This window comes from Actinomycetota bacterium, assembly GCA_023488435.1.
In the GTDB taxonomy this organism is placed as follows: Bacteria; Actinomycetota; Coriobacteriia; order Anaerosomatales; family UBA912; genus UBA912.
The window spans coordinates 60,771-78,820 of the sequence record JAMDCK010000022.1 but is presented as its reverse complement, the minus strand read 5'-3'; the positions used below and the strand labels follow the sequence as shown (position 1 = coordinate 78,820).

The window sequence follows — 18,050 nt, the reverse complement described above, 5'->3', positions numbered from 1 at the left end:
GAGATGAAGGATGACTTTACGTGGGCGACATGATGACAGATAAGATGAAGGTGGACTCAGCAAGCGGCGCGACTCAGGACGCTTCGGCTACTAAAGGCTTCGCGCGCAAGAGTCTGATCCTGATAATCGGAGCAGTCCTTCTGTTCTTTGTTGTGGCCGGAGCTGCCACATTCTTCGTTCTGGACTTTCTTGAGACTCGTGCCCAGCAGGCCCTCGATGAGATCGAAGTCATTGTGGAACAGCCAGCCGAGACGTCACCGACGCCTGTGCCCGAAGAGATCGTTGAGCCTGCAGCGATACCTTCGTCGGAGCTATTCACATTCAGGGATATCTTCAAGCCCGTTATTCGACCGTCAGCAGCTGTCACCCCGGGTGCCGTAGCTACGGGGACTGCGGGGGTCGATCGACTGACTCTCGTCAACATCGTTGTCGAGGATGGGGTTCCAAACGTGGTCGTTGACTTGAACGGCGTAACCCACACCTTGGCCGCAGGAGAGTCCATCGCTGGTACTCCCTGGATGGTTCGGAGTATCGCCGATCGATCTGCTACATTCGCCTATGGTGACGCCTCCATCAGACTTGCAGTCGGGGTTGGTGCGGTAGTTGACCCGAATGAGCCAGGGGTCATCACTCCAGTGGGCAAGTAGCCAACCAAGCTCGGAGGAAGAATCCCCATGCGCTATGTCACCGCCGGCGAGTCCCACGGACGAGCCTTGACTGCCATCATTAGTGACGTCCCTGCTGGCATTCCCATCGATCAGGCAATGATCGACCATGATCTAGCACGCCGCCAAGTCGGCTACGGCCGTGGCGGGCGTATGCGTATCGAGCGTGACAGGGCGCTTATCTCGGCGGGGGTGCGGCTTGGCAGTACTATTGGGTCGCCTATCGCCCTGACTGTGGCCAATCGCGACTGGGACAACTGGACCGATGTGATGCAGGCGCAGGCCCTCGATGAGATCGAAGTCATTGTGGAACAGCCAGCCGAGACGTCACCGACGCCTGTGCCCGAAGAGATCGTTGAGCCTGCAGCGATACCTTCGTCGGAGCTATTCACATTCAGGGATATCTTCAAGCCCGTTATTCGACCGTCAGCAGCTGTCACCCCGGGTGCCGTAGCTACGGGGACTGCGGGGGTCGATCGACTGACTCTCGTCAACATCGTTGTCGAGGATGGGGTTCCAAACGTGGTCGTTGACTTGAACGGCGTAACCCACACCTTGGCCGCAGGAGAGTCCATCGCTGGTACTCCCTGGATGGTTCGGAGTATCGCCGATCGATCTGCTACATTCGCCTATGGTGACGCCTCCATCAGACTTGCAGTCGGGGTTGGTGCGGTAGTTGACCCGAATGAGCCAGGGGTCATCACTCCAGTGGGCAAGTAGCCAACCAAGCTCGGAGGAAGAATCCCCATGCGCTATGTCACCGCCGGCGAGTCCCACGGACGAGCCTTGACTGCCATCATTAGTGACGTCCCTGCTGGCATTCCCATCGATCAGGCAATGATCGACCATGATCTAGCACGCCGCCAAGTCGGCTACGGCCGTGGCGGGCGTATGCGTATCGAGCGTGACAGGGCGCTTATCTCGGCGGGGGTGCGGCTTGGCAGTACTATTGGGTCGCCTATCGCCCTGACTGTGGCCAATCGCGACTGGGACAACTGGACCGATGTGATGCAGGCCGCACCTGGCCATCTTCGCGAAGAAGCCCGAGTGAAGGCTCCTCGTCCCGGCCATGCAGACCTAGCTGGCATCATGAAGACCGGGACCCGTGATGTGCGCGACATCCTTGAGCGTGCAAGTGCCAGAGAGACTGCCGCTAGGGTGGCAGCCGGCGCGGTGGCACGCGCCTTCCTCCGCCAACTTGGAGTCGAGGTTCACTCCTTTGTTGCTTCTGTCGGCGAAGTGTCGATCCAAGCCCCTCTCAATCCCGAGCTTATTGACCACAAGGTGGTTGAGGGTAGTGACCTGCGCTGTCCGGATGCTGAGGCATCAGGCAGGATGCGTGTGGCTATCGATCAGGCTCAAGCCGCAGGGGAGAGCCTCGGCGGGACCTTCTATGTGACTGCGACGGGCCTTGTGCCCGGACTCGGTGGGTACGCACAGGCCGATCAGCGTCTCGACGCACGATTGGCTGCAGCGGTGATATCCATACCGGCGATCAAGGGCGTCGAGTTCGGCACTGGGTTCGCTTCGGCGGGGCAGGTCGGATCCCAAGTACACGACGAGATCTATCACAATGCTACTCGGGGCTATCATCGGCTGACCAATCACGCTGGCGGTCTCGAAGGTGGCATGACCAACGGACAGCCGCTGGTCGTTCGCGCAGCGATGAAACCGATTCCGACACTGATGACGCCACTAGCGTCCGTCGACATAGACTCTCACGCAATCGTGGACGCCTCCAAGGAGCGATCCGACGTGTGTGCGGTCCCTGCAGCAGCTGTGGTTGCGGAAGCCGAGGTGTGCCTTGTGTTGGCTGCTGCGCACATCGAAGCCTTCGGCGGAAACAACTTGATGGACATCCAGGTTGCACAGCACGCTTACCTGCAGAGGCTCGAGTCATGGTAGGGCATCTGTTCCTGATCGGCTTTATGGGGGCGGGCAAGTCGAGCGTTGGGCGACTGCTGGCAGCGGATCTCGACGTTCCCTTCATCGATCTGGATGAGTCCATTGTCACCAATGCCGGACGCACCATTCCTGAGATCTTTGAGTCCCAGGGTGAAGTGGCGTTCAGGCAGTTGGAGACCGACGCACTCATTGCTTTGCAAGACTCGACGCCTTCGGTGGTCGCGTGCGGAGGGGGAGTCGTCCTCACTGCTGCCAACAGGGCGGCACTGAAGCGTATGGGCATGGTCTTGTACCTCAAGGTCGATGCCGCGGAGGCGCTGGCCCGGATCGGCGACACTTCGACCAGACCCTTGCTTGCGGGCCCTGCGGGCTCCATGGCAGCCACATCGCTACTGGCTGCGCGCGAGTGCCTCTACGACGCACTTGCCGACGCAACCATCGACACTCGTGGGCTTTCTATCTCTGACGTGGCCCAGACCGCATTGAAGGTGCTCTCGGACAGGACAACGCCATGATTGTGGTACCAGTCCAGTGCTCAGGGGGTAGCTACGAGGTTCTTGTTGGCCCTGGTGCGCTCGGCGCCACGGGACCCGTCCTTGCTGACCTTCTTCGTCGACCAAGAGTCGCGATAATCGCCGACCGGACCGCATACGAAATTCACGGGTCCGTACTCGAAAAGTCGCTTGCAGGCGCAGGAATATCGTTCACAGTCATGCAGGTACCTCCCGGCGAGCAATCCAAGAACTGGCAGTTAGCCGGTCGGCTACTGGAGCAGCTGGCCCATGAACGCGTCGAGCGAGATGAAGCGATCATCGCTTTCGGCGGCGGAGTAGTGGGCGACATCGCAGGCTTCACGGCCGGGGTCTATATGCGAGGCATCGACTACTACCAGATTCCCACAACACTCCTGTCCCAGGTGGATTCTTCGGTGGGCGGGAAGACGGGGGTGGATCTGGCTGCCGGGAAGAACCTAGCCGGAGTGTTCGTCCAGCCACGGGCGGTCATCGCGGACACGGCGCTCCTCGCAACGCTGCCGGAAAGTGAGCTCAAGAGCGGACTTGCGGAGGTGGTCAAGACCGCATTCCTGGATGGTGAATCGCTTCTGGCCCGGCTGGAGCGCGACTCGAAGAGTCTGCTTGCAGGTGAGACTGCGGTTCTTACGGAAGTTGTGGCCGACTGTGTGCGCTCCAAGGCTTCGGTCGTGCAAGCCGACGAACGCGAGGCTGGCCCCAGGGAATCCCTCAATCTTGGACACACTTTGGCACACGCGATCGAGAAGGTTGCTGGTTACGGCGTCATTCCGCATGGTCTTGCCGTCGCAGCCGGACTCAGGTTCGCAGCAGGGCTCTCTGTTCGGCTCGACATGGCCTCCGAACACTTCGGCACTAGGCAAGTCGCCCTGCTCGACGCACTTGGTCTGAGTCCAGCTCTGGCCGATTTGGACGTCGATGCGGTACGCTATGCCATGCGGTCCGACAAGAAGGTGCGCGCTGGTGAGATACGCTTCGTCTTTGCGACCGAACCCGGATCGTGGGTAGTCGTCCCGGTAGACGAGAGAACTATTGCCGACGAGCTGAATGCGTTTCTGGCTGCCGATATCGAACGCCACAAGTCCATGTGAGCCTCACCGAACAGGGGGAGCGTCATGTTGCGAGTTCTAGTACTGAACGGACCGAATCTCAACACGCTGGGAACCCGTGAGCCTGAAGTCTACGGCAATGTAACCCTTGATGATGTGGAAGCCACAGTGGCTCAGGAAGCCAGCGCCTTAGGCGTGGACGTCGGCTTCTTCCAGTCCAATCACGAGGGATCGTTGATCGATGCCTTACAGGATTCTGTCGGCAGATACGATGCCGTCGTGTTCAATCCAGGAGCTTTCACCCACTATTCTTACGCTATCAGGGATGCTGTGGCTGGCTGTAAGGTGCCAGTGGTCGAGGTCCACCTGAGCAATATCTCCGCAAGAGAGGATTTCAGGAAAAGCAGTGTCATCGCTCCCGTGTGCTCGGGACAGATATGCGGCTTCGGGGCATATTCGTATGTCCTTGGCGTCCACGCTGCGATCGCGGCTGCTGGAGTGGCCCGATGAACCCTGGCCGCAGGCTGGGACTGCTCCGAAAGCGGCTTGCGGATTCTGGGATTCCAGCGATCGTGGTCACTGATGTGGTCAACATCCGATACATCACCGGCTTTGAGGGTGTTTTCGACGATCACGCGAACGTTGCGTGTCTGGTGACAGAGTCAATTGCCCAGGCATTCACAGACTCTCGGTACACCGAGGCGGCCGTTGAGGCCGCTGTGGGCACGGACTGGTCAGTCCGCGCAGTCGACCAGTCCCTTTACGTCGAATTGTGTGACGTACTTGCAGGTTCAGTCACGCGAACGTTGCGTGTCTGGTGACAGAGTCAATTGCCCAGGCATTCACAGACTCTCGGTACACCGAGGCGGCCGTTGAGGCCGCTGTGGGCACGGACTGGTCAGTCCGCGCAGTCGACCAGTCCCTTTACGTCGAATTGTGTGACGTACTTGCAGGTTCAGGAGTCGGTTCGCTCGCGCTCGAATCCTCGATGCCGTACGGACGATTTCGTTTCATCTCTGAGTGCTTCGACGGCAATGTTGAGATGATCGACCAGTGGATCGAGGAGCAGCGTCAGGTCAAGGAGCCTGAGGAGCTAGATCGAATCCAGCAAGCGGCCAAGCTCACGGATCGCGCTTTCGAGCATATTCTCACTCGTTTGGGCGTTGGAGTTACCGAGCGGGAGATCGCCTGGGAGATTGAGGCGTTCATGCGCTCTGAGGGCGCCGACGGCCTCGCATTCCCGCCCATCGTGGCGAGCGGGCTGAACTCCTCGAGGCCGCATGCGATCGCCTCGGAAAAGGTGCTTGAGCTTGGGGATCTCGTGACGATCGACCTTGGAGCGAAAGTCGATGGCTATTGCGCCGACATGACCCGGACAGTCGTCATCGGCAAGGCGTCGGAACAGCAGAGGGAGCTTCACGCGGTCGTACTGGAGGCGCACGCTGCCGGCTTGCAGGCGCTTCGAGGTGGACTGCGCGGCCAGGATATCGACGCGAAGGCTCGCGAAGTCATCGAATCGGCGGGGTTTGCCGGACGCTTCGGCCACGGGCTAGGGCATGGTGTTGGGCTGGAGGTTCATGAGTTGCCTACAGTGAGCCCTCGCGGCAGGGCGGCTGTGCTCACGGGAAGTGTGGTGACTGTGGAGCCTGGTATCTACATCCCGGGGCTTGGCGGTGTTAGAATAGAGGACCTCGCTGTTGTGGAGTCCGAGGGTTACACCCTGTTGAGCGGTTCTCCGCGTGAGCTCCTCGAGCTTTGATCCTGGAAGGAAAGTACTGACTATATGGCGGTATCTACGAGCAATTTCAAGAACGGTATGTGCATCGTCCATGAAGGCAAGCGATGGGTGATTGTGGAGTTCCAGCACGTCAAGCCCGGTAAGGGAGGTGCGTTTGTGCGCACCAAGCTAAAGGAGCTCAAGTCCGGCCGGATCGTTGATTACACGTTTCGGGCTGGCGAGAAGTTCGATGACGTCCGAGTTGAGAACAAGAAGATGCAGTTCCTGTACTCAGATGGCGTGACGTTCCACTTCATGGACGCGCAGAGCTACGAGCAGGTGGAGCTTGATTCCGATTTCGTAGGCTCGGCGGCTAAGTGGCTCCGCGAGACCGACGAGGTTGAGATGCTCACCGCAGACGGCGAGTATATGGGCGTGGAGCCTCCGATGTTCGTTGAACTCGAAGTCACGGAGACCGATCCCGGATTCAAGGGCGACACGGTCCAGGGCGGAACCAAGCCGGCCACACTTGAGACCGGTGCCGTGGTGCAGGTTCCGCTTTTTGTCGAGACCGGCGATAAGCTACGTATTGATACACGCGATGGGCGCTACGTCACCCGCGTCTAGCGGGCCGGACGTTCGATCCTTAATTGGGCAAGGAGCACGGCATGGCACGCGTCTTCATCACAGATACCACTTTGCGCGACGCACATCAGTCCCTGTGGGCGACTCGGATGCGTCTGGGCGACATGCTGCCAATCCTCGAGAAGATGGACTCGGTCGGTTATTGGTCGCTCGAGGTTTGGGGCGGCGCGACATTCGACGCGGCCCTGCGCTTCCTTGACGAGAACCCCTGGGATCGCCTGAGGGCCATCAAGCGGCATTGCCCGAACACTCCGCTGCAGATGTTGCTCCGCGGCCAGAACTTGGTCGGCTACAGGCACTACTCCGATGACCTTTGCCGAAGGTTCGTCTTCGCCGCTAAGCGCAACGGAATCGATGTTTTCCGCAACTTCGATGCCCTGAACGACATCCGAAACGTCCAGGTGACCGCCGAGGCGATCAAGGAGTGTGGGGGACTGTTCGAGGGCGCACTCAGCTACACTGTGAGCCCGGTCCACACCTTGGACTCCTACATCGAGCACGCTCAAGAGCTCAAAGACGCCGGCGCTGATTTGATCGGTATCAAGGATATGGCCGGAATGCTCACCCCGTTTCGGACCGAAAAGATGGTCGCGGCACTCAAGAAGGAGATCGGGCTTCCGATCCGGGTGCACTGCCACTACATCGGCGGAATGGCTCCCATGAACTACCTCAAAGCCATTGAGGCCGGGGCGCAGATCGTGGATACAGCGGTCGTGGCGCTTGCCTTTGGGAACAGTCAGCCTGCGGTGGAGATGATCGTCGCGGCTCTGAAGGAATCGAAGTACGACACAGGCATCGACCTGGAGCTGCTCTTCGAGATCGCCGAGTACTGGGAGGATGTCCGCATCCGCAATAACTTCAAGCGCGGTGTGACATCACTCATGCACATGGAGGTCTTCAGCCACCAGGTGCCAGGAGGCATGCTCTCGAACCTGCTTAGTCAGCTGGAGCTGCAGAACGCCAGCGATAGGCTGACTGATGTCCTTGCGGAGATCCCAAGAGTCCGCGCAGAGGTCGGCTATCCGCCGCTCGTCACGCCACTCTCGCAGATCGTCGGCACACAGGCTGTCATCAACGTGCTCACTGGCAAGCGCTGGAACATCGTGCCCCAGGAGATGAAGGATTACATTCGCGGTCTGTACGGCAGGGCGCCAGGTCCGATGGACCCAGATGTCGTGGCGAAGGTTCTTTGCGGAACAGCTCCGCTCGATCCGGACGTACGTCCGGGCTCGATGGCGACAACCACATACGCCGACGTCGAAGCCGAGATTGGTGATCTGGCCAAATCCGAGGAGGACGTGCTCATGTACGCCCTCTTCCCGAACGAGGCACGCGCTTACCTGACCGCAAACAAGGACGGCCTGAAGAACGCCGTATTCATGATGGGCGAAGAGATCAAGTCAGCCAAAGAGGGAGATCAGTCCATGGACGTGAACCAGATCAAGGAACTCGTGAAGATCATCGAGGCATCGGATGTCAGCGAGATTGTCATCGAGGAGGGCGGCGCGAAGATCGCAATCCGCAAGGGTGGGGTTTCTGCACAAGAGGCGGCCCCGGTCGTAGCCGCACCGGCGGCTGCGGCGGCTCCTTCGGCAGCACCTGTGTTGGCTGCGGCCACCTCGCCCAACGGCGACCAGCGCCCTTCGGCATGGAAGCAGGTCACGGCCCCGATGGTCGGCACCTTCTACCGCTCGCCGTCACCCGGCGCACCTGAGTTCGTGAGCGTCGGCGATGCCGTCAGCGTCAATCAGCCGCTTTGCATCCTGGAAGCCATGAAGCTCATGAACGAGATCACTGCCGAGGAATCCGGAGTCATCAAGGAAGTGTGCGTCGATGACGCAACGCCGGTCGAGTACGGTACCGTGCTCTTCTACTACGACCCGGCACCGAGCAGCTGATGTTCGACAGAGTCCTCGTGGCGAATAGGGGCGAAGTCGCCCTGAGGGTGATTCGGGCCTGCAAGGAGATGGGGATAGAAACGGTCGCCGTCTACAGCGAGGCCGACCGCGACAGCCTGCACGCCCGTATGGCCGATCAATCGGTGTGTATCGGGCCGGCCATCTCGACGAAGAGCTATCTCAACATGGCGAACGTCATCTCGGCGGCGCTGATGAGTGGCGCCAAGGCGATCCATCCCGGATACGGTTTTCTCGCCGAGAACGCGGCTTTTGCGCGCGCTGTCGAAGAGTCCGGCCTGGTGTTCGTAGGCCCGTCCGCCGAAGCCATCGAGAAGATGGGCGACAAGGCGGTCGCGCGCTCGACCGCGATGGCTGCAGGCGTGCCTTGCGTCCCCGGAAGCGATGGTGAGGTCGAGCGCGCTGAGGACGCCCTGGCATTCGCCCAGCGTGTGGGCTTCCCGGTGATCATCAAGGCTTCTGCTGGTGGTGGCGGCAAGGGCATGAGGGTCGTGACCAGCGCCGAGGAGCTCGAAACGGCATTCGTCGCGGCTCGCAACGAGGCAGGCGCCGCCTTCGGCAACGATGGCGTGTACATCGAGAAGTACCTGTCGCGTCCTCGGCATATAGAGTTCCAGGTGTTGGCGGATTCCCATGGCAACGCGGTTCACCTCTACGAGCGTGATTGCTCGGTGCAGCGGCGCCATCAGAAGCTCATCGAGGAGGCACCGTCGCCTGCGCTCACCCCTGAGCTGCGCGAACGCATGGGCGAAGCGGCCCTGAGTCTCGTGCGTGCTGTTGACTACCGCAACGCCGGAACCGTCGAGTTCCTGCTCGATATCGATGGCAGCTTCTACTTCATGGAGATGAACACCCGGGTCCAGGTCGAGCACCCGGTCACCGAGCAGATCACCGGAGTCGACATCATCAAAGAGCAGCTCAGGATCGCTGCCGGCCTACCGATGCGCCACACCGAGCAGAGCGACATCCAGATTCGGGGCCACGCAATCGAGTTCCGCATAAACGCCGAGGATCCCGAGCACGACTTCCGCCCGGGTCCCGGAGAGGTGAAGGTCTTCAATCCGCCTGGAGGGTTCGGCGTGCGGATCGATAGCCACCTATACTCAGGTTATCGAGTGCCGCCCAACTACGACTCCTTGCTTGCAAAACTGATCGTGTGGGGCGAGAATCGCGATGAGGCCCTAGCGCGAGCGAAGCGCGCCCTCGATGAGTTCATCGTGGTCGGGATACCCACGACAGTTGCATTTCATCAACGAGTCGTCGAGAATCCTGCATTCCAGGCCGGTGAGGTCTATACTGATTTCGTCGACCGTCACATGTCGTCGAGCTGAAACCGAGAAGTCTGCGGGGTTATATGATGTCTGAAGAGATAAAGATCGAAGGACTGGCCATAGCGCCCGGCGTCCTTGAAACGATTGTGACCTTGGCCGCCGAGAGTGTCGATGGCGTGGCCCAGGTTTGCTATCCGGGGCTTGCAGGAATGGTCCGCAAGTCGAGTAGCATGGGTCCCGGTCGATGCGTCGAGGTCAGCCTGGGCGATTCCTCGGAAGTCAACGTTGCTATCCACGTGCGAGCCCTGTACGGCCACCCGCTCAGGGAAGTCGCCCAACGGACGCAGGAAGCGATCGCCGATGCGCTGGCTAGCCAAGTCGGCCTGAAGACCGATGCTGTCGACGTCTATATCGACGGCATCGATTTTCCTGCATGAGGTTTATCGGGCGGGTGTTTGCCGAATGATGATAGAGCGATCCAAGGCCAGGAAGCAGGCCCTTCACATCCTCTACCAGCGAGAAATCACTGGTGAGAGCGTGGAGCATATCATGCGCGATGGCTCTTACAGCCGCGAAGAGGGAGAGCTGCTTCCGTTCGGTCTTGAGCTGTCACAGGGCGTGGAGCAACACCAGAGCGGGATCGACGACCTTCTGGGCCGCATCTCCGAGCACTGGACGGTCGCCCGCATGCCGCTTGTCGACCGTAATATCCTGCGCATCGCCGCTTACGAGATCGTGTACGCGGATGACGTCCCGGTGTCGGTATCGATCAACGAGGCCGTCGAGCTCGCTAAGCTCTACGGGGGAGAGGACTCCTCGAAGTTCGTCAACGGGGTTCTCGGCAGGTTGGCTGATTCGGCGGCGCGGATGAAGGAAGGTTGGAGGCCCGAGGATGTCCGATGAGCGCTACTCATTCACGATGGCGCGCGAGCGTCTCGAGGAGATCGTCACGCAGGTTCGCAAGAAGGATGTCTCCCTGGAGCAGAGCTTGGACCTGCTTGAGGAGGGGATTCGGCTAGCCAACATCTGCACCGAGCTTTCCGACCAGACGGATCTGAGGCAGGCCCTTGAGGGTCCAGCTGACGGCGAGGTCGAGTCCGAAACGCCCGACGGTAATGCGAGCGATGACCGCGCCGAGGGCGCGAGCAAGGCACACAGCGAGAGCGTGGAGGGTTCCGACTCTCTTGAGCGGTGAGGATGCCCGGTTGACTACTGAACGCATACTGGACACCATCGAGTCGCCTTGTGGGCTTGGCGGCCTTTCGGCGGCTCAGCTTCAAACCCTGGCTGCTGAAATCCGCGAAGAGCTCATCGCCACGGTCGCGAAAACCGGCGGTCATCTGGCTCCCAATCTGGGAGTGGTCGAGCTCACGATCGGTATCCATCTGGCGCTGGAGTGCCCCAAGGACAAGATCATCTGGGATGTGGGGCACCAATCCTACGTCCACAAACTTCTTACCGGCCGAAGGGACCGCTTCGGCACTTTGAGGCAGTACGGCGGCCTGTGCGGCTTTCCGAAGCGTTCCGAAAGCGAGTACGACGCCTTCGACACTGGGCACGCCTCGGATTCGCTGTCTGTTGCGCACGGGCTCGCGCTGGCGCGCGACGCAGCCGGGAGGGACGAGACGGTCGTCGCGGTCATCGGGGATGGCTCGCTTACGGGAGGCATGGCCTTCGAGGCGATGAATCACGTCGGGCATATCGGAACGCCGCTCGTGATCGTGCTGAACGACAACGAGATGTCGATCGCGCAGAACGTCGGTGCGCTCGCCAGCTACCTGGCCAAGGTCCGCCTCGACCCGCGCTACAATCGCCTCCGCGATGACGTCGAGTCAGCGCTGGCAAGGACCCGCCTGGGCGCGGTCATGGTCGCCGCCGGTGAGGCAGCGAAGGAGTCCTTCAAGCAGCTGGTGGTCCCGGGGATGCTCTTTGAGGAGCTGGGCCTCAAGTACGTCGGCCCCATCGATGGCCACAACATCGAAGCGGTTTCCTCGGCGATGGAGAGGGCGAAGCTCGTTGACGGCCCTGTCATCATCCACTGCGTCACGCGCAAAGGGGCAGGATACGAGCACGCAGAGGACAAACCCGACGAGTTCCACGGTGTCGGCCCGTTCTCGGTGGCTACTGGCAAGACCTCCTCGAAGAAGAACGGGCTGCTTTCGTACACCGAGGTTTTCGGCAGATCGCTCGTGGCCGAGGCTGAGCGTGACGAGCGCATCGTTGCGATCACGGCCGCCATGCCCGCCGGAACCGGCCTCGACACTTTTGCCGAGCGATTCCCTGAGCGGTTCTTCGATGTCGGTATCGCCGAGCAACACGCGGTCGCATTGGCCGCGGGACTTGCGCTGGGCGGCTTGCGGCCGGTGGTCGCCATCTACTCGACCTTCCTGCAGCGCGCTTACGACCAGCTCATGATGGATGTCGCGCTGCAGAACCTGCCGGTGACCTTCTGCGTCGATCGCGCCGGGCTTGTCGGCGAGGACGGCCCCACACACCATGGCGTGTTCGATCTCACCTACCTACGGTCGATCCCGAACCTGATGATCCTCGCGCCCTCCAACGAGGCCGAGCTCACGAGCGCCCTTCGCACAGCGCTTGCCGCCGATGGACCGGTCGCGATCAGATACCCGCGCGGGTTCGGCATCGGCGAGGCGATTCCAGCTACCCCAGTCGAGCTGCCTGCCGGCGAGTCCAGGCCGGTGCGTGAAGGCACCGATGTCGCGATTCTCGCGATCGGCAGGATGACCCAGACCGCCGAGAAGGCCGCTGAGCTGCTCGCATCAGACGGGGTCTCGGCGACCGTCGTGGACATGAGGTGGCTCAAGCCCCTCGATATCGTCGCGATCTCCAAGGCTGCCTTGAGTCACAGGCTGGTGGTGACTGTCGAGGAGAATACGGGAGCGGGTGGCTTCGGGGCCGCCGTTCTCGAAACGCTCGCCGACTTAGGGATTGAGACCCCGGTCCTGAGAATGGCGATTCCGGACTGCTTCGTCACCCACGGATCGACGAACAAGCTGCTTGAAGAGATCGGCCTTACGCCCGAAGGTGTGCGAGGCGCGGTACTCGGGCGGCTTCTCGGCATGCCAGGCGTCGACACTATGGAGAGACAGGAAGATGGCGCGCCAGCGGATCGACATCGCACTCGTTGATCGGGGGCTTTTCGAGTCCCGAGAGAAGGCCCAGGCAGCAGTGTTGGCCGGAACAGTGAAGGCCGATTCGGTGGTGGTGCACAAGCCCGGCCACCAGGTCGATGAGGGAGCCGTGCTAGAGGTCTCATCGGCGTTGGAGTTCGTGTCCCGCGGTGGCTTGAAGCTCAAAGGGGCGCTCGAGACTTTCGGTGTGGATGTCGCAGGACGCCGTGCGATCGATGTGGGTGCTTCGACGGGGGGATTTACCGATTGCTTGCTGCAGCGTGGGGCGACGAACGTTGCTGCTGTGGATGTCGGGTACGGTCAGCTTGCGTGGAGTTTGCGCAACGATCCACGGGTGAGTGTCTTTGAGCGGACGAATATCCGGCATGTGGACCCCGCCGTTTTGGGTGGGCCTTTCGAGCTGGCTGTCATCGATGTGTCCTTCATCAGCCTGACGCTGGTGGCCGCTCCGGTGGTCTCGATGCTTACTCCGGACGCGCATCTTTTGGCTTTGGCTAAGCCTCAGTTCGAAGTTGGTAAGGGCCGTGTGGGAAAAAAGGGTGTGGTGAAAGATCCTGCGCTACACGTCGAAGTCCTGCACAAGGTGTCGGAGCACGTCTGTGGGCTTGGCTTGCGCGTTGCCGGAATCTGCAATTCGCCTATCAAGGGCCCAGAGGGTAACATTGAGTATTGGTTGTGGGCCTCGAACAAGGGGCCTTGTGGCGAATCGGGCATCGATATCGAGACTACGGTCGCCGATGCACACAAGACGTTAGGGGCATGATGCCGGTGCGAGTGTTACTGGTTCCGAATACAGCGAAGCAGGCGAGCTCCTCGGCGGTTGCCGAGCTCATCGCTTGGCTTGATGAAGGCGGCTTTGACCCGGTCCTGACGCTCGATGACGCTGCCGAGATGGGCGTCGGGTCGTATGGTGTGTCGCCTTCGGAGATCGGCTCGCCGATACTCGCGGTGGCGCTGGGCGGCGACGGCACCATCTTGAAGGCGGTGCACATCCTTGGCGATGTCGAGGTTCCGATACTCGGCATAAACCTGGGCCGGCTGGGATTCATGACCGGAGCTTCGGCAAAGCGACTGACCGAAGTCGTTGCTTCGGCGTTGGCCGGCGAAGGGCGCTTAGAGCGGCGCACCACACTTGCGGCCGAAGTGACGATGGATGGGCGGGTAGGAGGCCGATACAGGGCGCTCAACGAGGTCTTCGTGGGTCGCTCGGGCTCCGGGCGGGTGATCGAGGTCGCGCTGGATATCAATGGGATGAACATGGCGACTTTCACTTGCGACGGAGTGATCATCGCGACTTCGACCGGTTCGACGGCGTATGCGCTTTCCGCGGGAGGGCCGATCGTTTCGCCCGATGTGCAGTGTCAGATCGTGATCCCAGTTGCTCCACATACCCTGATCCAACGTGCAATGGTGCTTTCTATGAGCGATCGCGTGGAGTTGCGGTTCCCTAATCCGGCCAGGCGAGATGCCTGTCTGTACGTCGACGGCGTGATGATGCCCTGCCGAAGCGCCATCGACAAGGTCGAGATCGGGCCCGCTTCTCACGAGGTCTTGCTCCTGAAGTTGCAGGGTCGGGACTTCTTCGAAGTCGTACGCGATGAATTCTTGAGGAGGTAGGGTGCTTCGCGAGTTGCACGTTCGCGATCTTGCTTTGATCGATGAGGCCTGGCTGGAGTTCGAGCCTGGTTTGAACGTCATCTCTGGAGAGACGGGCGCAGGAAAGACCGCACTCGTGGTAGCCCTGAAGTTGTTGTTAGGCGGCCGGTCGGATTCGAGAATGGTCCGAGCCGGTGCTACGGAAGCTCTGGTAGAGGGCGTGTTCGAGCATGAAGCCCGCGAGATCCTCGTCAAGCGGAGAGTGGGAGTCGATGGACGCTCCCGTTGTGTTGTCGACGGGGAAATGTCATCGGTTTCGGCGCTGGCGGGAGGGCTCGCCCCTCTGGTAGATCTTCACGGCCAACATGACCATCAATCGTTGTTGCGACCCGCAAACCACGTCTCTTACCTTGACGGCTACATTGGCACGACCGCACGGGCGGCTAGGGAGACGTATTCTGCGGCTCGCACAGAGTTCTTCGCTGCCACCGAGGCTCTTGCGAAACTTCAGGCGACGATCGGGGATCTTCAGCGTGAGGCTGAGGAGCTGACGTCTTTGATTGCCGACATCGACTCGGTCGCCCCTGCGATGGGGGAGGACGAGGAGATCGCAGCACGTGTGGCCATCTTGCAGCACAGCGGCAGGCTGACGGAAGCCACCGCCGAGGCATTCGGGTCCCTGAGGGACGAGGACGGCGCCACTGAAGGCGCTAGCCGAGCCCTCGTGGCACTCACGCGAGTTGCCTCGCTCGATCCCGCGGTAGAGGCATTCCGAGGTCGCCTAGAGGTTCTCCTCGGCGGGCTCGATGACATCGCGGGGGAGCTGCGTGAGTACGGCGAGAGTTTGGAGCACGATACCGATCAGCTCGAGTTCGGGCACGACCGACTTGCTACCCTGACCCTGCTCAAGAAGAAGTACGGTGTGACCATCGAAGAGGTCTTGCAGTGCCGGGCCGATGCGGTCGCGCGCCTTGCGCTGTTAGAGGATGCGGACCACAGCATCGCTGGAGCCTCATCCAGAGTGGAGGCCGCTGTCGCCGATTACCAGGTTGTGGCGGAGACTCTGGCCTCGATCAGGTCCGCTGCGATTCCGGGTTTCGTCAGCAGATTGCATGATGCGGTCGCTGACCTGTCGATGGACGGGGCAAGATTCGAGGTCTCGATGGAGCCCCTTGAACTCGATGCGTGGAGCAACGATGGTCCTCATCGCGTTGAATTCACCTACGCTCCCGGTCCAGAACAGCCATATCGCCCTTTCGCCAAGATCGCATCCGGCGGCGAGCTATCGCGCGTCATGCTCGCTTTGAAAAGCGTGCTCAGCGGCGCGGATCCTGTCCCGGTTCTCGTCTTTGACGAGGTTGATGCCGGAATCGGAGGCGCCACGGCCACCGCAATCGGCCGACGCTTGAGCCTGTTGGCCGAAAAGCATCAGGTTTTGGTCGTCACGCACCTTGCCCAGGTGGCGGCATTCGCTGACCGGCATCTGGTTGTCACCAAGTCTGTCGACTCTGACGGAGTGCGCACGCAGGTCGATCACGTCGCCGATGAAGCCCGAATCGCCGAAGTGGCGAGGATGCTTTCGGGGGGTTCCAGCGAGACCGGACTCGCACACGCGAGCGAGCTGCTCGCTAGTGCAAAGCGATCCAGGACGGAGGGTCGCAAGGATGCGCTTGTCGGGAACCGCTAGGATCGATAGTCGCACCAAGGACCTCGTCAAGCGCTTGAGCAGCGATGATATCGCCATCATCGACCACCAGGACATCGACAAGGTCAGCGCAGAAGGTCTTCTCGGAGTCGGCGTTGAGTGCGTCATCAATGCCTCTCGCTCCATTTCGGGCGCATATCCGAACACCGGCCCGATCCTTTTGGCCAGAGGTGGGGTTCACATCCTTGATGACGTCGGGCCCGCCGTCTTCGAGCGCATCCAAGATGGAGCGGCCATAAACATCATCGGGCACGATGTGTTCCTTGAAGGCGAACTCATAGCTTCTGGACAGTGGCTGACAGTTGAATCCATCGAGTCCTCAATGCTTGAAGCCGACAGTGAGATGGGAGCGCAACTCGATAGTTTCGTCAGGAACACCTTGGACTACCTTGAGAACGAGAAGGAGCTGTTGACCGGAGCGATTGCTGTTCCGGAAACCGGCATCGACCTCGTCTTTGACGAGGTTGATGCCGGAATCGGAGGCGCCACGGCCACCGCAATCGGCCGACGCTTGAGCCTGTTGGCCGAAAAGCATCAGGTTTTGGTCGTCACGCACCTTGCCCAGGTGGCGGCATTCGCTGACCGGCATCTGGTTGTCACCAAGTCTGTCGACTCTGACGGAGTGCGCACGCAGGTCGATCACGTCGCCGATGAAGCCCGAATCGCCGAAGTGGCGAGGATGCTTTCGGGGGGTTCCAGCGAGACCGGACTCGCACACGCGAGCGAGCTGCTCGCTAGTGCAAAGCGATCCAGGACGGAGGGTCGCAAGGATGCGCTTGTCGGGAACCGCTAGGATCGATAGTCGCACCAAGGACCTCGTCAAGCGCTTGAGCAGCGATGATATCGCCATCATCGACCACCAGGACATCGACAAGGTCAGCGCAGAAGGTCTTCTCGGAGTCGGCGTTGAGTGCGTCATCAATGCCTCTCGCTCCATTTCGGGCGCATATCCGAACACCGGCCCGATCCTTTTGGCCAGAGGTGGGGTTCACATCCTTGATGACGTCGGGCCCGCCGTCTTCGAGCGCATCCAAGATGGAGCGGCCATAAACATCATCGGGCACGATGTGTTCCTTGAAGGCGAACTCATAGCTTCTGGACAGTGGCTGACAGTTGAATCCATCGAGTCCTCAATGCTTGAAGCCGACAGTGAGATGGGAGCGCAACTCGATAGTTTCGTCAGGAACACCTTGGACTACCTTGAGAACGAGAAGGAGCTGTTGACCGGAGCGATTGCTGTTCCGGAAACCGGCATCGACTTTCACGGCAAACATGCATTGGTCGTAGTCAGGGGTTACGACTACAAGAAGGACCTCAATGCCCTGAAGTCTTACATTCGGGAGATCAGGCCCGTACTGATCGGTGTCGATGGCGGTGCCGATGCGATCCTAGAGGCCGGTTTTAAGCCTGATGTTATCGTCGGCGATATGGACTCGGTGACAGATGAGGCTTTGCGATCCGGAGCCAAGCTGATCGTTCATGCCTACGAGGACGGCAGGGCTCCCGGGATGGAGCGCATCCAAGGGTTGGGCCTGACCGCTCAGCCGTGGCCGCTCTCGGCAACCAGCGAGGATCTCGCGCTACTGCTGGCATTCGAATCGGGCTCTGAGTTGATCGTGGCGGTCGGAACCCACGCCAACCTTGTCGATTACCTGGACAAAGGGCGTAAAGGGATGGCTTCCACATTCATCGTGAGGGTGAAGGTCGGTCATCGTCTGGTCGACGCCAAGGGCGTGAACAAGCTATATCGGTCGACGGTCGGAACGAGCGACCTTCTGTTGTTGGCGGGTGCTGGAATCGCAGTCATCACTGCTGTCGTCATGATCTCTCCTTCGGTTCGAGAGATGTTGGCGCTGGTGTTGTTGCGCCTTCGGGCAATGATCGGGATCTGAACAGTTA

General features: G+C 60.5%; 20 protein-coding genes. All 20 read left to right on the top strand.

The genetic code is table 11. The annotated features are described in order from the left end of the window. The first annotated feature begins 20 nt into the window (after positions 1 to 20). Genes M1617_03410 through steA (M1617_03315) form a run of 20 tightly spaced genes read left to right on the top strand, consistent with a single transcriptional unit; the run spans position 21 to position 18,043 of the window. Positions 21 to 647, top strand: a complete 627-nt coding sequence (locus M1617_03410; GenBank protein MCL5887337.1) for a hypothetical protein — start codon at positions 21 to 23, stop codon at positions 645 to 647. Between the two features lie 27 nt (positions 648 to 674). After that, positions 675 to 1,385: a chorismate synthase gene (locus tag M1617_03405; protein ID MCL5887336.1), complete on the top strand. Its 711-nt coding sequence runs from the start codon at positions 675 to 677 to the stop codon at positions 1,383 to 1,385. A 27-nt stretch (positions 1,386 to 1,412) separates the two neighbouring features. Further along, positions 1,413 to 2,570, top strand: a complete 1,158-nt coding sequence (aroC, locus tag M1617_03400) for a chorismate synthase (protein ID MCL5887335.1) — start codon at positions 1,413 to 1,415, stop codon at positions 2,568 to 2,570. Continuing rightward, a complete protein-coding gene (locus M1617_03395) occupies positions 2,564 to 3,085 on the top strand; it encodes a shikimate kinase (protein MCL5887334.1) in 522 nt (173 codons plus the stop codon). Before aroC ends, M1617_03395 begins: the two co-directional genes overlap by 7 nt. Then, a complete protein-coding gene (gene aroB / locus M1617_03390) occupies positions 3,082 to 4,191 on the top strand; it encodes a 3-dehydroquinate synthase (GenBank protein MCL5887333.1) in 1,110 nt (369 codons plus the stop codon). The genes M1617_03395 and aroB overlap by 4 nt, the downstream gene beginning before the upstream one ends. A gap of 24 nt (positions 4,192 to 4,215) precedes the next feature. Beyond that, complete coding sequence (gene aroQ / locus M1617_03385; protein MCL5887332.1) at positions 4,216 to 4,659, top strand: type II 3-dehydroquinate dehydratase; 444 nt, start codon at positions 4,216 to 4,218, stop codon at positions 4,657 to 4,659. Continuing rightward, positions 4,656 to 4,970 carry an aminopeptidase P family N-terminal domain-containing protein gene (locus M1617_03380; GenBank protein ID MCL5887331.1) on the top strand — a complete coding sequence of 105 codons (315 nt, stop codon included), beginning with the start codon at positions 4,656 to 4,658 and terminating at the stop codon, positions 4,968 to 4,970. Before aroQ ends, M1617_03380 begins: the two co-directional genes overlap by 4 nt. Continuing rightward, entirely contained in the window at positions 4,967 to 5,908 is a 942-nt protein-coding gene (locus M1617_03375) for an aminopeptidase P family protein (protein ID MCL5887330.1), read from the top strand. The genes M1617_03380 and M1617_03375 overlap by 4 nt, the downstream gene beginning before the upstream one ends. A 24-nt stretch (positions 5,909 to 5,932) precedes the next feature. Then, entirely contained in the window at positions 5,933 to 6,493 is a 561-nt protein-coding gene (efp, locus tag M1617_03370) for an elongation factor P (GenBank protein MCL5887329.1), read from the top strand. Between the two features lie 41 nt (positions 6,494 to 6,534). Beyond that, positions 6,535 to 8,409 carry an acetyl-CoA carboxylase biotin carboxyl carrier protein gene (gene accB, locus M1617_03365; protein ID MCL5887328.1) on the top strand — a complete coding sequence of 625 codons (1,875 nt, stop codon included), beginning with the start codon at positions 6,535 to 6,537 and terminating at the stop codon, positions 8,407 to 8,409. Beyond that, the gene (gene accC / locus M1617_03360) at positions 8,409 to 9,758 is read left to right on the top strand and encodes an acetyl-CoA carboxylase biotin carboxylase subunit (GenBank protein MCL5887327.1); all 1,350 of its coding nucleotides are present in this window, start codon (positions 8,409 to 8,411) and stop codon (positions 9,756 to 9,758) included. The genes accB and accC overlap by 1 nt, the downstream gene beginning before the upstream one ends. 26 nt (positions 9,759 to 9,784) lie before the next feature. Continuing rightward, on the top strand, positions 9,785 to 10,135 hold the full coding sequence (locus M1617_03355) for an Asp23/Gls24 family envelope stress response protein (GenBank protein ID MCL5887326.1): 351 nt from the start codon (positions 9,785 to 9,787) through the stop codon (positions 10,133 to 10,135). Positions 10,136 to 10,160: 25 nt separating this feature from the next. Further along, positions 10,161 to 10,601 (top strand): transcription antitermination factor NusB, encoded by a 441-nt coding sequence (gene nusB / locus M1617_03350; protein MCL5887325.1) that lies wholly within the window; start codon positions 10,161 to 10,163, stop codon positions 10,599 to 10,601. Continuing rightward, a complete protein-coding gene (gene xseB, locus M1617_03345; protein ID MCL5887324.1) occupies positions 10,591 to 10,893 on the top strand; it encodes an exodeoxyribonuclease VII small subunit in 303 nt (100 codons plus the stop codon). Before nusB ends, xseB begins: the two co-directional genes overlap by 11 nt. Before the next feature lie 10 nt (positions 10,894 to 10,903). Then, positions 10,904 to 12,847: a 1-deoxy-D-xylulose-5-phosphate synthase gene (gene dxs, locus M1617_03340; protein MCL5887323.1), complete on the top strand. Its 1,944-nt coding sequence runs from the start codon at positions 10,904 to 10,906 to the stop codon at positions 12,845 to 12,847. After that, entirely contained in the window at positions 12,813 to 13,613 is an 801-nt protein-coding gene (locus M1617_03335; GenBank protein ID MCL5887322.1) for a TlyA family RNA methyltransferase, read from the top strand. The genes dxs and M1617_03335 overlap by 35 nt, the downstream gene beginning before the upstream one ends. Before the next feature lie 5 nt (positions 13,614 to 13,618). Beyond that, positions 13,619 to 14,467 (top strand): NAD(+)/NADH kinase, encoded by an 849-nt coding sequence (locus tag M1617_03330; protein MCL5887321.1) that lies wholly within the window; start codon positions 13,619 to 13,621, stop codon positions 14,465 to 14,467. A gap of 1 nt (position 14,468) precedes the next feature. Next, entirely contained in the window at positions 14,469 to 16,133 is a 1,665-nt protein-coding gene (locus M1617_03325) for a DNA repair protein RecN (protein MCL5887320.1), read from the top strand. Continuing rightward, positions 16,111 to 16,944, top strand: coding sequence for a putative cytokinetic ring protein SteA (gene steA / locus M1617_03320; protein ID MCL5887319.1), 834 nt, complete (start codon positions 16,111 to 16,113; stop codon positions 16,942 to 16,944). The genes M1617_03325 and steA (M1617_03320) overlap by 23 nt, the downstream gene beginning before the upstream one ends. After that, a complete protein-coding gene (gene steA / locus M1617_03315; GenBank protein ID MCL5887318.1) occupies positions 16,922 to 18,043 on the top strand; it encodes a putative cytokinetic ring protein SteA in 1,122 nt (373 codons plus the stop codon). Before steA (M1617_03320) ends, steA (M1617_03315) begins: the two co-directional genes overlap by 23 nt. The last annotated feature ends 7 nt before the right edge of the window (positions 18,044 to 18,050 follow it).

Coding starts and splice junctions, on each gene's coding strand:
- M1617_03395 (MCL5887334.1), top strand. CDS start 2,564: ATGGTAGGGCATCTGTTCCTGATCGGCTTTATGGGGGCGGGCAAGTCG.
- aroQ (MCL5887332.1), top strand. CDS start 4,216: ATGTTGCGAGTTCTAGTACTGAACGGACCGAATCTCAACACGCTGGGA.
- steA (MCL5887318.1), top strand. CDS start 16,922: ATGCGCTTGTCGGGAACCGCTAGGATCGATAGTCGCACCAAGGACCTC.
- steA (MCL5887319.1), top strand. CDS start 16,111: ATGCGCTTGTCGGGAACCGCTAGGATCGATAGTCGCACCAAGGACCTC.
- aroC (MCL5887335.1), top strand. CDS start 1,413: ATGCGCTATGTCACCGCCGGCGAGTCCCACGGACGAGCCTTGACTGCC.
- aroB (MCL5887333.1), top strand. CDS start 3,082: ATGATTGTGGTACCAGTCCAGTGCTCAGGGGGTAGCTACGAGGTTCTT.
- accB (MCL5887328.1), top strand. CDS start 6,535: ATGGCACGCGTCTTCATCACAGATACCACTTTGCGCGACGCACATCAG.
- M1617_03335 (MCL5887322.1), top strand. CDS start 12,813: ATGGCGCGCCAGCGGATCGACATCGCACTCGTTGATCGGGGGCTTTTC.
- M1617_03405 (MCL5887336.1), top strand. CDS start 675: ATGCGCTATGTCACCGCCGGCGAGTCCCACGGACGAGCCTTGACTGCC.
- accC (MCL5887327.1), top strand. CDS start 8,409: ATGTTCGACAGAGTCCTCGTGGCGAATAGGGGCGAAGTCGCCCTGAGG.
- efp (MCL5887329.1), top strand. CDS start 5,933: ATGGCGGTATCTACGAGCAATTTCAAGAACGGTATGTGCATCGTCCAT.
- M1617_03355 (MCL5887326.1), top strand. CDS start 9,785: ATGTCTGAAGAGATAAAGATCGAAGGACTGGCCATAGCGCCCGGCGTC.
- M1617_03380 (MCL5887331.1), top strand. CDS start 4,656: ATGAACCCTGGCCGCAGGCTGGGACTGCTCCGAAAGCGGCTTGCGGAT.
- nusB (MCL5887325.1), top strand. CDS start 10,161: ATGATGATAGAGCGATCCAAGGCCAGGAAGCAGGCCCTTCACATCCTC.
- xseB (MCL5887324.1), top strand. CDS start 10,591: ATGTCCGATGAGCGCTACTCATTCACGATGGCGCGCGAGCGTCTCGAG.